The 14,427-nt window shown below is 44.5% G+C and carries 11 protein-coding genes; 8 read left to right on the forward strand and 3 right to left on the reverse strand.

What is annotated here, in order from left to right:
* Positions 1-8 precede the first annotated feature (8 nt).
* The 4 genes from X939_RS23165 to X939_RS23660 all read left to right on the forward strand — a co-directional run bounded on the left by X939_RS23165 (position 9) and on the right by X939_RS23660 (position 4,767).
* On the forward strand, positions 9-1,502 hold the full coding sequence (locus X939_RS23165; protein WP_025764291.1) for a RagB/SusD family nutrient uptake outer membrane protein: 1,494 nt from the start codon (positions 9-11) through the stop codon (positions 1,500-1,502).
* Between the two features lie 15 nt (positions 1,503-1,517).
* Complete coding sequence (locus X939_RS0115950; protein WP_025764292.1) at positions 1,518-2,831, forward strand: sulfatase-like hydrolase/transferase; 1,314 nt, start codon at positions 1,518-1,520, stop codon at positions 2,829-2,831.
* 16 nt (positions 2,832-2,847) lie between these two features.
* Complete coding sequence (locus X939_RS0115955) at positions 2,848-4,392, forward strand: sulfatase family protein (RefSeq protein ID WP_025764293.1); 1,545 nt, start codon at positions 2,848-2,850, stop codon at positions 4,390-4,392.
* 198 nt (positions 4,393-4,590) lie between these two features.
* Entirely contained in the window at positions 4,591-4,767 is a 177-nt protein-coding gene (locus tag X939_RS23660) for a hypothetical protein (protein ID WP_157493022.1), read from the forward strand.
* A gap of 26 nt (positions 4,768-4,793) precedes the next feature.
* Here the strand turns inward: X939_RS23660 and X939_RS0115965 are convergent, their stop codons facing one another.
* Together X939_RS0115965 and X939_RS24035 are read right to left on the reverse strand one after the other, a co-directional pair.
* Complete coding sequence (locus X939_RS0115965; RefSeq protein ID WP_025764294.1) at positions 4,794-5,891, reverse strand: acyltransferase family protein; 1,098 nt, start codon at positions 5,889-5,891, stop codon at positions 4,794-4,796.
* Between the two features lie 5 nt (positions 5,892-5,896).
* Positions 5,897-6,022: a hypothetical protein gene (locus X939_RS24035; protein ID WP_262485437.1), complete on the reverse strand. Its 126-nt coding sequence runs from the start codon at positions 6,020-6,022 to the stop codon at positions 5,897-5,899.
* A 78-nt stretch (positions 6,023-6,100) separates the two neighbouring features.
* Here X939_RS24035 and X939_RS0115975 point away from each other — a divergent pair, with 78 nt between their 5' ends.
* The 4 genes from X939_RS0115975 to X939_RS0115995 all read left to right on the forward strand — a co-directional run bounded on the left by X939_RS0115975 (position 6,101) and on the right by X939_RS0115995 (position 12,258).
* Positions 6,101-8,680: a family 20 glycosylhydrolase gene (locus X939_RS0115975; RefSeq protein ID WP_025764295.1), complete on the forward strand. Its 2,580-nt coding sequence runs from the start codon at positions 6,101-6,103 to the stop codon at positions 8,678-8,680.
* A gap of 105 nt (positions 8,681-8,785) precedes the next feature.
* Positions 8,786-9,649, forward strand: a complete 864-nt coding sequence (locus tag X939_RS0115985; protein ID WP_025764296.1) for an ROK family protein — start codon at positions 8,786-8,788, stop codon at positions 9,647-9,649.
* A gap of 108 nt (positions 9,650-9,757) precedes the next feature.
* Entirely contained in the window at positions 9,758-11,005 is a 1,248-nt protein-coding gene (locus X939_RS0115990) for an MFS transporter (protein ID WP_025764297.1), read from the forward strand.
* A gap of 86 nt (positions 11,006-11,091) precedes the next feature.
* Positions 11,092-12,258 (forward strand): AraC family transcriptional regulator, encoded by a 1,167-nt coding sequence (locus X939_RS0115995; RefSeq protein WP_025764298.1) that lies wholly within the window; start codon positions 11,092-11,094, stop codon positions 12,256-12,258.
* A gap of 78 nt (positions 12,259-12,336) precedes the next feature.
* On the opposite strand, the gene X939_RS0116000 is transcribed toward X939_RS0115995, so the two are convergent.
* Positions 12,337-14,379, reverse strand: a complete 2,043-nt coding sequence (locus X939_RS0116000) for a M13 family metallopeptidase (RefSeq protein ID WP_025764299.1) — start codon at positions 14,377-14,379, stop codon at positions 12,337-12,339.
* Positions 14,380-14,427: the final 48 nt, after the last annotated feature.

A 14,427-nucleotide genomic window follows, 5' to 3' on the forward strand; every position in this document is an offset into this window, starting at 1 on the left:
TTACAAATATGAAAAGATGTATTTTAATTCTGATGATCTGTAGTTTAAGTCTGAGCTGCGATTCCTTATTATCGCCTACTCCACAGGGCCAAATTGCCCTGGATGATTTGCTATCGACCGAAAATGGTATAATCACTGCTGTAAACGGAGCCTATCAGCCCCTACAGAATATTTATAAGGGAAATATGTTTCCTATTCTGGAATTAGCCAGTGATGATGGCTGGATATGGAGGAAGGAAGTAGAGCCTGATATATTTATCATAGAGGAAACGCATGGGGGCGTACAGTCCATATGGTCCGAGCATTATGTAGGGATTACCAGGACCAATACGGTATTGGATAGGATTGGGAAAGTGGAGGGGTTTTCCAGTGAAGCACAAAAGAACAATCTAATAGGACAGGCCAAATTTCTGAGGGCTTTCTATTATTTTAATCTGGTACGTATTTTTGGTGGGGTGCCACTCATCTTACAGGAAATTGTAGTCCGGGAGGATTCTGAACGACCCAGGGCGTCAATCAAAGAGGTCTACGATCAGGTCAAACTGGATCTGACGGAGGCCATTAGTTTATTACCCATAAAACAAGGAGGGGGCAGGGGCAGCCAACCTGGAATGGCTACTAATCTATCGGCTCGAGCGCTTCTTACTTTGGTGAATTTAGAATTAGAGGAATGGGATCAAGTGGTAAGTAATTCCGCTTTATTATTAACCAACGGGAGCCTTTTAAATGCCTATGCCGACAATTTTAATGGTACTCAGGAGAATGGCCCACACGTTTTTTTTGAGGTGCAGTATGGTGGTGTGGCTGCTAATACGACTAGCGGCATCAGTAATACCTTAGCTCCACCCGACTTCGCCGGTACGGCGGTCATTATGCCTACCGACGAAAACTTACAGGGAAAAGGGGGAAGTCTTTCTTCTGGTAATGGTTTTATGCAGGCCCTGGAGCCCAATGATCAAAGGAAATCTACACTAGTCCAAAGTTATAACCTGCCTAATTTTATTGAGCCATCTAAGCCTAATGGAAGCTTGTTCTATGTCAATAAATACTATAATACCAAGGATTTGCGTGGACTGAGCACCTGGAACTTTCCCTTGATTCGCTATGCAGAAATTCTGTTGGCAAGGGCGGAAGCTCTTATAGAAATAAATGCCGGGCTTGGTGGAGAAGCTCTTGAGCTCCTTAATAAGACCCGGGTAAATGCGGGACTAGCCCCTTTAAGTTTAAATGATCTGCCCGATCAGACGAGTTTTCGCAATGCGTTACGGAAAGAGAGACGGGTGGAATTAGCATTCGAAATGAAACGCTATTTCGACCTGAACAGATGGGGGATTCTTGAGGAAGTAATCCAAAAACAAATGGATTTTCTAGGGTTAAACTTTCCGAATCAAAGAATAACCAATCATCCTATCACGGGAAAATCATATTTTCTTTATCCTATTCCTTCCATAGAGTTTGTAAATAATGCTAATTTAGGGGTTCAGAATGATGGTTACAATTAATAATATTGTTTTAAGATGATTAAATTATATTTATATGTATGCTGTTTTGTCCTATTTAGCTGGTCGGCATATGCACAATCCCCTGCCGTTTCGGAAAGGCCCAATATCATTATAATGATGGCCGATGACTTAGGGTATGGCGACCTGGCCTGCTATGGCAATGCCAATATCAAAACGCCAAACTTAGATATATTGGCTCAAAAGGGAATAAAATTCTTGGACTTTCATACCAATGGAGTGGTTTGTAGCCCTACCCGCGCCTCCTTGCTAACGGGTAAGTATCCTCAAAGTACGGGGGTGACCGGGGTTATTACGGCCAAAGACCACCGTGATGTGGGTCTGGGCAAAGAAGAAATTCTTATTTCTGAATTATTGAAAAAATATGATTACCGAACCGGTCTTGTCGGCAAGTGGCACTTAGGCTATGATACTACCTATTCTCCTGTCAATCAAGGTTTCGATGTCTTCAAAGGTTTTGTTAGTGGAAATGTCGACTATCATACCCATTATGATCAGGAAAATTATTTCGACTGGTGGCTAGGAAAAAAACCGGATCAGGAAAAGGGTTATACCACAGATCTGATCACCGAACATTCATTAGCATTTATAGAAAAGCATAAGAAGAACCCCTTCTTCCTGTATATTGCTCACGAAGCTCCCCATGCCCCCTATCAGAATCGTGAAAGTAAACCCACCCGCACGGGGGATAAAAGCTACCAGCCCCAACCATTAGAGGATAGTTTGAAAGTTTATCATCAAATGATTGAAATTATGGATGAAGGAGTAGGTAGGATTTTGCAGGCATTGGAAGATCATCAGATTGCAGAAAATACACTGGTTTTATTTCTTTCGGATAATGGTGCAAGTAAGATAGGATCCAATCTTCCTTATAGGGGTCAAAAGTCGCAGGTATACGAAGGGGGACACCGCGTTCCCGCAATGGCCTACTGGAAAGGGGTGACCAAGGCGAGTGAAAATAATGCACTACTGATGACGATGGATATTTATCCTACGATTTGCGATTTGATTGGAGAAAAATTAAGTCCATCAACCGACCTACCCGGCATTAGCTTTAAGGATATTTTGTATGGGAATACTGCGAAAGTTAAAGATCGGCCTGTTTATTGGAGTTTCGGCCGCCAGGCAGCCGTACGGGAAGGAAACTGGAAATTGGTAAAAATTGGTCAGAAGTACCAGCTCTATAACTTAAAAGAAGACATAAGTGAAAAAAATGATTTGATATTAAAGAACAATGAACGAGCCAATCACCTGAAGGCGACTTTAGAGGGTTGGTTAGCTCAGATGAAGACTATTCCTAAAAAATCCTAATTAATGTAATTTGTTTATGAAGTATGTACAGAATTGGGCGATTGCGGCCCTACTGATCCTAGGCAGTATGTCTGCGTACAGCCAGAAGGCGCAGGCCCCTAATATTATTTATATTCTAGCCGATGATTTAGGCTATGGAGATATTTCTAGCTTAAACCCACAGTCGAAGCTTAACACCAAGCATATCGACCAAATGGGTAAAACGGGTATGATCTATACCGATGCCCATACGAGTTCGTCTGTATGTACCCCTACCCGTTATGGAATTCTTACCGGCCGCTATAACTGGAGATCCAGACTCAAGAATGGTGTATTAAGCGGTTTTAGTAAATCTCTTATACAGCCTGAACGGGTGACTGTTGCCAAAATTCTTAAGGATAAAGGCTATAAGACTGGTTTTGTTGGGAAATGGCATCTGGGCTGGGACTGGGAGTTGCGTTCTGAAGAAAAAAACCTGGACAACCTCGGTGTGCACCCGGTGGTAGACTATTCAATGCCGATAAAATTTGGGCCCAAAAATCTCGGATTTGATTATTCTTATGGGATTTCCGGATCCCTGGATATGGCACCTTATGTGTATGTAGAAAATGGACGCTCGACTACCATTCCCACCGATACTACCATTAGTGTGGAGGATAAGGGTTTCTGGAGAAGGGGCCTTACGGGGGCAGATTTTCACCATACCGATGTGATGGATCATTTTCAAGAAAAAACCCTGGCCTTTATTGCAGAAAATGCCGGCAAAAAAGAACCATTTTTCCTCTATTATGCACTTGCAGCACCTCATACACCTATCCTGCCATCTTCTAAGTTCATGGGTACCAGCAACACCAACTTTTATGGTGATTTTGTCTTGCAGGTGGATGATCTGGTTGGTCAGATTGAAAAGTTGCTGAAGGAAAAGGGTATTAGTGAAAATACGATGATCATCTTTACCAGTGATAATGGCTGCTCACCTAAGGCCAATTTTAAAGAACTGGCTCAAGTAGGTCATGACCCTAGCTATATTTATCGGGGACATAAGGCCGATATATACGAAGGAGGGCACCGCGTTCCGTTTATTGTGAAGTGGCCTCAGGGAATTAAGCAGCCAGGGGTAAGCAATGAAATTATATGTACCACCGACTTCTTTGCCACAGCAGCCGAACTGGCTGGTCACCGCATGACTGACCAAGAGGGAGAAGACAGTTATAGTTTTGCTCCTACATTTATAAATCCTAATCCTGCTAAGCCAATTAGAGAGGCTACAGTACATCATTCCATCGATGGGCGTTTCGCTATCCGTCAGGGTCCCTGGAAGCTGATTGTATGGCCTGGATCAGGTGGCTGGAGCCTTCCCAAGTCCAAGACTGAGCTCCAGGGTTTGCCTACATATCAGCTTTTCGACCTGAGTAAGGATCCTGCTGAAGAAAATAACCTTTACAGTCAGAACCCGCAAAAGGCTGCCGATCTAAAGCGCCTCTTGACAAAATATGTCAAGGAGGGTAGAAGTACACCAGGTAAAATCCAGAAAAATGATCCTGTAGCCCAATGGGAGGGATTGGAGTGGATGGACTTATGAGCCGAGCTCAGGAAATCCTAGAATGAATTAATCTTTTCGTCTCCCGGCCTTAGCAGTCCTTTTATAACGCTAATGCCGGGAGACGATCTGCTTTGAATAGAAACGACTATTCCTGGCTAGCCCTCATCTAACCATAGCAAAGTATGGATAGGAATAAACTTATTTTTCGGTCTTTACTGATCATTTTTAGCTCAACGTTTGGACGAACAATACAAGGGTACCAGTACCTATGAGTACCACAGAAACCAATTCAGACTATATGCCGAAAATGATGCGGTGGAGCCCGAGATAAAGGAAGCGCTTGCCGAAATTCTTTATGCGGTATACCCACAAAACCAGCCCGTTAAGCATAGCTACCAGTTGAGCAGAAATTAATGGGTTACTTGGAATGAATATTATCATTACAGTTTAACGAAAATTTTCTTCTTATATAACAGATAGGCAGGGATATAGTTGATTATTACGAAGGCTAAGGCATAGCAGAAGCTGGCAAAAGGCGGGTCAAATCCTATAGTTATAGCCCAGTTTACAAAATGCATGTTCAGCGTTTTTCCTTCAATAGGTAGTAAATACAGTACCAGCGCCCAGATATCGGCCAATACATACACGGCTATGGCATTGGCGCCCATTATAACAGCTGGGCCAGTACCTTTTTGTCGTTTCAGAATATCGACTAAGAAATAAACGGCCCCCAGAAGTAAGGAGGCAAAGCCACTGGTGACCATTACGAAGGAGCTGGTCCAAAGATTTTCATTTACAGGAAAACCTAAGCCCCAGAAATATCCTGTTGCTAAGCCCACGAAGCCTAGGGACATCAACCAATTGGCTACACGATTCGGGCTGTTACTGGACAACAGCATTCGTCCTGCCAACATCCCGGTTATACAGGTAGCAATGGAAGGGAATGTACTCAAAATTCCTTCCGGGTCCCAATTTCCTTGCCACATGGTTCCTGGTAATAGCTGTTGGTCGACCCAGGCGGCCAAGTTAACTCCTGGGTCCAGCATCGCCCGGTTGTAGCCGGGAGTAGGAATCATATTCATAGCCATATGATAAGCGACTAGAATAAACAGGGCCAGGAAGGCCTGCTGCTTCCAGTGGCTATTCAAGAATAAGAAGGCACTGGCCAAAAATACGATAGCGATGCGATGTAATGTGCCTGTATACCTAAGTTCAGAAAAATCGAAATCCGGGAGTAGATTCAGAAACATGCCTACAGCGAATATTTTGACTGATCTGATAATAATTTTACGGTATAGAGGTCTCTTGGGTCCGTCTTTTTTCTTGCTATAGGCCAGGGCTATGGAGACGCCCACGATAAAAAGGAAAGTGGGGGCAATCAGATCGGTAAAGCTTAACCCATTCCATTGGCTATGTTGCAATGGTGCGTAGATATAAAGATCACTTCCCGGGAAATTTACCAGGATCATAGCGGCAATGGTATAGCCACGCATGGTGTCAAGCGAGATGAGCCTGGAGTCGGAGAGGGGCTGATTCATGGAGTTTAGTTTCCATTGATACCGTCAATCAGGGCGATCAGGCTATTCCCTGCTGTGCTTCCATGGTTCATGAAAGTAGTATTTTTCATGCGTTGATGCGGGTGAATCTTTATTCTCCACAATGGTATCATTTTCGCAAATGCTAGTACTATAGTAAAATGAACATATGGGGCAGTTACCCCCTATATTAACAGCACCAATTATAAGTTATGCAGATATTTAAGGGATGGATCATAGTATGCCTGGTATTATTGGCCAGTTGCACATCTCCGCAGAAGTGGTCTGGGGCCAGAGAAATAAGTGTTTCCTGGAAGCTGATCAGTAATTTCGTGGAGCCTGAGGGAAGCTTTCAGGCCCAGTTTACCTTGGCCAATCATGGTAAACTGTCATTGAACGATAAGAATTGGGCTTTATTCTTCAATATGTCTCCCCGGCCCATTCTTCCCAATAGCCACTCAGAACCAGGAAGCCTAGAACATATCAATGGTGATTGGTACAAGTTGGTGCCTAATACTGGCTTTACACTGACCTCTGGAGATTCCATCACTATAAAATACCATGGGACGGAGGGAGTGATTAAGGAAGGCGATGCCCCTGTCGGCCTCTATTTTGTATTTTACGATGAGCAAGGAAAGGAGCAAGAAATTGTTCAGGTTGATAAATTTACGATAGCCCCTTTCACCCAAAAGGAACAGATATTAAGAGGAGCAATGGATCTTATGAAGATTCCCTCCCCTGAAAATCGTTTTGCGGATAATGCCTTGCTGTCCGTGTTGGATAAGAATCAGTTACAAGAAATAATTCCTAAGCCAATACGAATGCGCAAGGGTTCGGGGAAATTTACTCTCGATGAGGAAACAAAAATATATTATCAGAAAGGTCTGCAGAATGAGGCTACAATTCTAAGTTCAAAACTACAGGAAGCTAGTGGTAATATTTATTCCACTCAGGAAGGTAGTGGTTCAGGAAAAGGCATTCGGTTGACTATGGAACCCTTGGCCGTGAATAAGGTAGACAAAGAAGCTTACCGATTACAAGTGAATGATACGGGTATAAAACTAGCCGGTAGCGATGCTGCTGGAGTGTTTTATGGCATACAGAGTCTACTGCAATTAATTCCTTTAGATATATTGACATCAAAAGGTAACCCGCTGTCTTTCCCGTATGTAGAAATTGAGGATGCTCCCCGTTTTTCATTTCGAAGTTTGCACCTAGACGTGGCGCGTAATTTCCAAACGAAAGCATCAGTCCTCAGGATTCTGGATTTACTGGCAACTTATAAGGTGAATCATATTCTGCTATATACCACTGAAGATGAGGGTTGGCGGGTTGAGATCGATGGCTTGCCCGAACTCACCGAAGTGGGTGGGCAGCGTCAGCATGTATCAGGAATGGATGCTCCCGCCTTACAGCCAGGCTATGGGTCGGGTCCGGTAGCGTATGAAAAAGGGAAACATGGGAGTGGATACTATACCAAAGCCGATTTTATAGAAATCTTAAAGTATGCTCATAAGCGTCATATCAAAGTGATCCCGGAGCTGAATTTTCCCGGCCATGCTCTGGCCGCTATTAAGGCCATGGAGGCGCGGTATGAGCGCCTCATGAGAGAAGGAAAGGAGAAAGAGGCCAATGAATACAGACTAATTGACCCTGAGGATAAATCTGAATATCTTTCTGCACAAGCCTATAAGAATAATGTAGTCAATATTGCAAGAGAGTCATCCTATCATTTCTTCGAAAAAGTTGTCGATGAAATGGCCAAGCTTTACCAGCAGGCAGGGCTTAAGATGGATACTTTCCACACAGGTGGAGACGAAGTGGCTCAGGGAGCCTGGAGTAAGTCGCCTATGGTAGCTCAGCTTTTGAAAGATCATCCAGAAATTGGCGGGGAAGAAAACTTGCAGGCCTATTTTTTCTCCCAACTACTACCCCGCCTGGAGAAACGAAATCTGAAGGTTCATGGCTGGGAAGAAGTGGCCCTAACCAAGACTTCCGACGGGACCTATAAGGTCAACCCGGCCTTCGTTGGCAGACCCGTAGTGCCTTATGTTTGGAATAATGTATACGATGTAGACCTGGGCAACCGCCTGGCCAATGCGGGCTACGAGGTGGTGCTTTGCAACGTAACAAATTTCTATTTCGATATGTCTTATGATAACGATCCGAAGGAGCCAGGCCTGTACTGGGCAGGATTTGTTAACACCAGAGACAACTGGTTATTCGCGCCCTACCATATGTTCCGTACTACCGAGGAAACGGCAATGGGCAAGCCCATGAAGGAAGAATTTAATGGAAAGGAGCTTTTGAAACCCGAAGCCCGTAAAAATATAATAGGGGTGGAGGCCCAGTTGTGGAGCGAAACGATTAAGGGTCGTGACATGATGGAGTATGCTATCCTTCCCAAACTACTGGGCTTTGCCGAAAGTGCTTGGGCGGCTGAACGCTCCTGGGAATCGGTAGCCGACCCGGAGCAGCGTAGCACCATGACCCAGCGCGGATGGAATGTTTTTGCCAACTCATTAGCCCAACAACATATTCCCCGACTTAGCTATCTGAATGGGGGCTACACCTACCGCCTTCCCATGCCTGGAGCGAAGGTAGAGTCAGGTCTTCTTTATGCCAATGTCGCCCTTCCTGGCCTGGAAATTAGGTATACCACCGATGGAACGGAGCCGACAAAAACCTCTGCCCTCTATCGCAAACCTGTGCCCGTTAGCGGAACAGTCCGATTAAGGGCTTTTGACAGCGCGGGGAAAGGTAGCCGGGATAGCAAGCTTTCTGTACACTGATCTTACTCGGCAATGGGTGTACTCGCGCCGTATTTACCTCCTCCCAGCTTGGGAATGCAGGGATAGTAGGGCTTTTTTAGATTGTAATTTAGTTGATTTTTTTTCATGAATATAGGTGTAGACATAGGGGGGACGAATATTCGTGCCGGCGTAGAAAAAGAGGGGGTGATAACCCAGCAGAATCATTTGTTGCTTCAGCAGAAAGATAATCTGGATGCGACTTTATCTCAGCTTACGGGCTTGCTCAGACCATTAATCCATCAGGAAGTAAGGGGTATCGGCATTGGGGTCCCTTCCGTAGTAGACACTTCCGCAGGAGTAGTCTATAATGTTATGAACATCCCTTCCTGGGAGGAAGTAGCCCTCCGCGATATCCTGCAAGATGAATTTCATATTCCAGTTGCGATTAATAACGATGTCAATTGTTTTACGCTAGGGGAGCATCGCTATGGACAGATGCAGCCATTTCAATCCATCATTGGACTGTCAATAGGGACAGGGATCGGATCAGGAATCATTACTAACAACCAACTGTATGTCGGACATAATTGTGGAGCGGGGGAAATTGGGATGTTGCCTTACCGCGATTCTATATTAGAAGATTATGCCAGCAACCGTTTTTTTGAACGGGAGCTGGGGATGGATGCTTTTCTTACTCATAACCTGGCCCTGAATGGTGAGCAACGTGCTATTGAAGCCTGGAGGGACTTTGGGTTACATCTGGCCGCAGCAATCAAGACTCTTTTATATACTTATGACCCGGAAGCTATCGTCATAGGAGGTTCATTGGCCAAGGCCAGCGATTTTTTCAGACCTGCAATGATGGAAGCAATGCAGGACTTTGCCTATCCTCAAACCATAAAGAGGCTTCATATACAAATGTCTCAGAACGAAAATATTGCCTTACTTGGAGCAGTCGCTTTGCTCGATGACCTGCCCAAAATATCTGTGGCCGATCATATCGTTTAATGTTCAAAGTTATTAAGCACGATAGGTAGAAAGACCTGTTGCTTGTTTTTTTGTGGAATAGTTAAGATCTGGATCGTTCAGATTCCCTTTTATTTATCGTACTTGTCTATGCATCGTAACGCTTTTATTGTAGGATTAATCCTGCTGATATTTTTTGTTATTTCTTTTTTGACGAATATCCTCGGACCTATAATCCCGGATATTGTACAGAGCTTCGATCTCAGTATTGGTTTGGCAGGCTTTCTCCCCTTCTCATTCTTTGTAGCTTATGGGGTCATGTCTATTCCCGCGGGCTTACTCGTAGAGCGCTATGGAGAGAAGGTCATGCTCTTATCAGCCTTTTTTCTGGCCTTTACCGGAGCCTTGTTATTTGCCATGATTCCAAGTTTTACCATAGCGCTTACCTCCCTATTTATCATCGGAATTGGGATGGCCATTCTACAGGTGGTAATCAATCCATTATTGCGGGTGGCTGGTGGCGAATCACGTTTTGCCTTCAACTCTGTATTAGGTCAACTCTTTTTTGGTGGGGCCTCGTTCTTGAGCCCTATGCTCTACAGCTATTTGGTGCTGAATGTTCACCAGGGCCGTTCTGACTTTCCTTTTAACTTACTTGATGGGCTCGTCCCGGCCGCACTGAAATGGGTATCCTTATACTGGGTATTTGCCATCATTGCCGCCTGTATGGTGCTGATTATAGTGCTGGTACGCTTTCCTAAAGTCGAGTTACACGACGACGAGCGAATCGATGTTGGCAAAGCCTTTAACGACCTTTCTACCAAGCGATCGGTATGGCTGTTTTTTCTGGGGATTTTTGCCTACGTGGGTACCGAGCAAGGAATTGCCAACTGGATCTCTCAATTTTTACAAATGTATCATGGCATCGATCCTGCCACCGAGGGTGCTTCGGTGATCTCCTTGTTCTGGGGTTTACTTACGGTGGGCTGCTTTCTGGGGCTGGTCCTGCTCCGGATCTTCGATAGCCGACAGGTACTGATCTTTTTTACCACGGGTGCGGTCATCGCTTTGCTAGTGGCTCTTTTTGGGACCATAGATATGGCATTGATTGCCTTCCCCCTGACCGGTTTTTTTGCTTCGGTGATGTATTCGATCATCTTTTCTTTAGCGCTTAACTCTGTGCCTCATCACCACGGTACCTTCTCCGGAATCTTATGTGCCGGCATAGCTGGCGGGGCGGTGGTACCCTTGATTATAGGTGGGTTGGCCGAAATCTTTGGCTTGCAGATGGCCATGTTGTTTTTACTAGTATCTCTAGGTTATATTTTCAGTATAGGTATATGGGCCAGACCACTGGTGAAAAATGAAACGGTGAAGCTGAAAGAAATTTTTAATTGAAAAAGGGTAAATGGAGGGTTTGAAAATATATATTTGTTTACCTGAAGGCATGTCTATTTTCTTTTCTTAACGGATCATTCCCTACCATGTACAAAATCATACTTCTCCTGGATTTCGCAGAGGCGTATAGCAAAAGCCTTATGAAGGGCATCAACACTTATTCAAAAGAACATGGTCCCTGGATTTTTTGCCGTATGCCCCTTTTTCATAGAGAAACAGTAGGAATGGACGGTATTCTAAAGTGGGCACTGGAATGGGGTGCCGATGGGATCATTGGCCAATTGTATAATGATCAGGATATACAGAAAATAGTAGATGCGGGAATTCCCGTAATCGCCCAAGATTTTAAGGAGCGCTTTACCGAAATACCGAATATCACAGGGGCCTATCGAAGTACCGGCGCACTTGGAGCGGAGTATTTTCTAAAGAAGGGTTTTACTAATTTTGCTTTCTACGGTTTCGGCGATATCGTCTGGTCTCGAGAAAGGGCGGAAGGATTTGAAGACCGCCTGGCCCAGTCAGGTCACGAAGTCCATTACTTCGAACATAAAAAGGCTCGTTCAACCGAATTGTGGTATTATAAACCTAGTTCCCTGAGTCGCTGGTTAAAATCCCTGCCAAAACCTATTGGATTGATGACCTGCGACGATAATCAGGGGCAACATATAACGGAGGCCTGTAGGCATGTGGGTATCCGCATTCCCGAAGAGGTGGCCGTGCTCGGTGTAGACAACGACGAGATGATCTGCGATCTATCAGATCCACCTTTGTCGAGTATAGCTCTGGATACTGAGCAGGGAGGGTATGAGGCCGGCCGCTTAATGGATCAGATGATTCAGCAAGGAACTCAGGCTTTCTATGATATTGTGGTGGCTCCATTGCAGGTTATAACCAGGCATTCAACGGACATTTACGCTACGCATGACCATCATATCGCTTCTAGTTTAAAATATATTCATCAAAATATTGAAAAAAATCTTCATGTAGACGAGGTCGTCAAACAGGTTCCTCTATCTCGTAGGGCCTTAGAAAAGCGATTCCTGGAAATTACCGGTTTCCCCATCTATAAGTATATTTTTAATCTGAGAATAGAGAAGTTTACACAAAAGTTGTTAGACACCGATATGTCTGTTTTTGAGATAGCGATGGATATGGGCCTCACCGATAGTAAGAACATCGCCCGACAGTTTCGCCAGGTTAAAGGGTGCAGCCCGAGTGAATTCCGAAGAAAATATATTCCAGCTAAAGGATAACCCAGGAGATTGCCCATACATGAAAGAGCCCACCTGGACTTCCAGGTGGGCTCTTTCATGGGAAATATGAGTGTTCTATTACCAGATCACGATTCGTTCGTTCTGGGGTAAGGTAAGTTTACTGCCTGGGGCACAATTCCAGGCAGCTTCAAATTCTTTTAGGTGGGGTAGGGGGGCATTTATCCTGGCTGTGGCCGGGGCATGTGGATCCGTCTGGATTTGATTGCGCAGGGCCGCTTCCGTACTATTCATATGCCATACCTGTGCCCAGCCCATAAAGAACCGTTGCTTCCAGTTGAATCCATCAATCAAGGCAGGTTCAGGTTTGTTCTTTAGCGACTTTTCCAAAGCATAGTAGGCCAGTGTAAGCCCACCCAGGTCGGCAACATTTTCACCTATGGTCAGGGCTCCATTGATCTTGAAGCCTGGAAGAGCCTCAATCCCATTGAAGTACTCTACATACTGTTTGGTAAGTTTGTCGAAATTTTCGCGGTCAGAGGCTGTCCACCAATTTTTTAAGTTTCCTTCGTCATCAAACTGAGATCCTTGATCGTCGAAGCCGTGGGTGAACTCATGACCGATAACGGCGATAATTCCTCCATAATTAATGGCATCGTCGGCGTTGCGATTGTAAAATGGAGGCTGAAGGATGCCAGCGGGGAACACAATTTCGTTATTCAATGGATTGTAATAGGCGTTTACCGTTTGTGGGGTCATATGCCACTCCGATTTATCTACTTCTTTGCCAATTTTTTCCACAGCCTCTTTATTGCCAAATAACCTGGCCGATATCACATTTTCGAACAGCTTATCAGCTTTCACATCTATGCTGGAATAGTCCTTCCATTTGTCCGGATAGCCAATTTTATAAGTAAATGCCTTTAGTTTTTTATGAGCCTTAGCCTTCGTAGAGTCACTCATCCAACTTAGCTTGTCGATCCGTTCTCCATATACGTCCCGAACATTTTCGATCATTTCTGATACTTTTTTCTTATCATCCTCCGGGAAGTATTTGGCGCTAAACAGCTTTCCTAAAGGCATGCCCAGCAAGCGGTCTGTGGAGCGGATCGCACGTTCGGTACGGCCTTTCTGCTCTTTAGTCCCTCTCATTACCGTACTGAAGAACCGAAAGTCTTCGTCATCGAACCTTTTAGGTAGATAGCCTGCAAAGGTCGATAACAGCTGCCATTTTGAGTAGGTTTTCAAGGTTTCAATCGGAGTTGATTTCAGCAACTTGTTGAGGTTTTGGAGATAGGCTTTATTTTGTATAATAACCGTGTCTGTCTGGATATCCTGCTGAGTAGCCAGGGTGACCAGATCGAAATCGGGCATTAGCTTATTAGCCTCAGCAAAGGACATTTTATTATAGGTCTTTACTGGGTCGCGTAGTTCAACATTGGTCAACTGTAATTTGGCTACTTTGGTCTCAAAGTCCAAAATAGTCTTACCAGGGTTCGACTCAGGGAATCCTGCCATTTGGAACATTTTGTCCACATGGCCTACGAATTCATTCCGCACTTTTACAGTGCTGGAGTCTTGACGGTCATAATAGCTCCTCTCTCCTAAACTAAGCCCGTCCTGTCCTTCGTAAAGCACATTAATCTTACTATTGCGCAGGTCACCTTCCACACCATAGCCTACGACGCTTGAAACTCCAATCTTCTGCAAACTTCCGGCAGTCTGGGCATAATCGGCCAGACTTTTCACGCTGCTTACCTGATCCAGATAGGGCTTTAAGGGGGTTAGCCCTCTTTTTTCGATGGTCGTCGTGTCAAGGAATGACTGGTAATAATCGGCTATCTGCTGTTCTTCAGAACCTTTTTTTCGATCTGTTTTTTTGGTTATTTCTTCAATAATACCTTTCAAGCGTACCTCTTTATTTTCTTTATCCAATATGCCGAAGGCTCCCCAACGGCTCTCAGTACCCGGAATAGGGTTATTCTTTTTCCAACCCCCATTCACAAATCCATCGAAGTCGTCGCAGACCTGATAGGAAGAATCAAGAGAAGAAATATCGAAACCAGGAACTGCATTGGCATCTGTTTGGTCTTTTTTGTCACCACAAGCCGAAAAAATCAGCGTTGTAGCAACGAGACCGTAGTGTAATTTTTTAAATTTCATTTGATCTTCATTTAGTGACGATAATAACAAATATAATTATTTCGTAAC

Origin of the sequence: Dyadobacter tibetensis Y620-1 (assembly GCF_000566685.1) — a bacterium.
In the GTDB taxonomy this organism is placed as follows: domain Bacteria; phylum Bacteroidota; class Bacteroidia; order Cytophagales; family Spirosomataceae; genus Dyadobacter; species Dyadobacter tibetensis.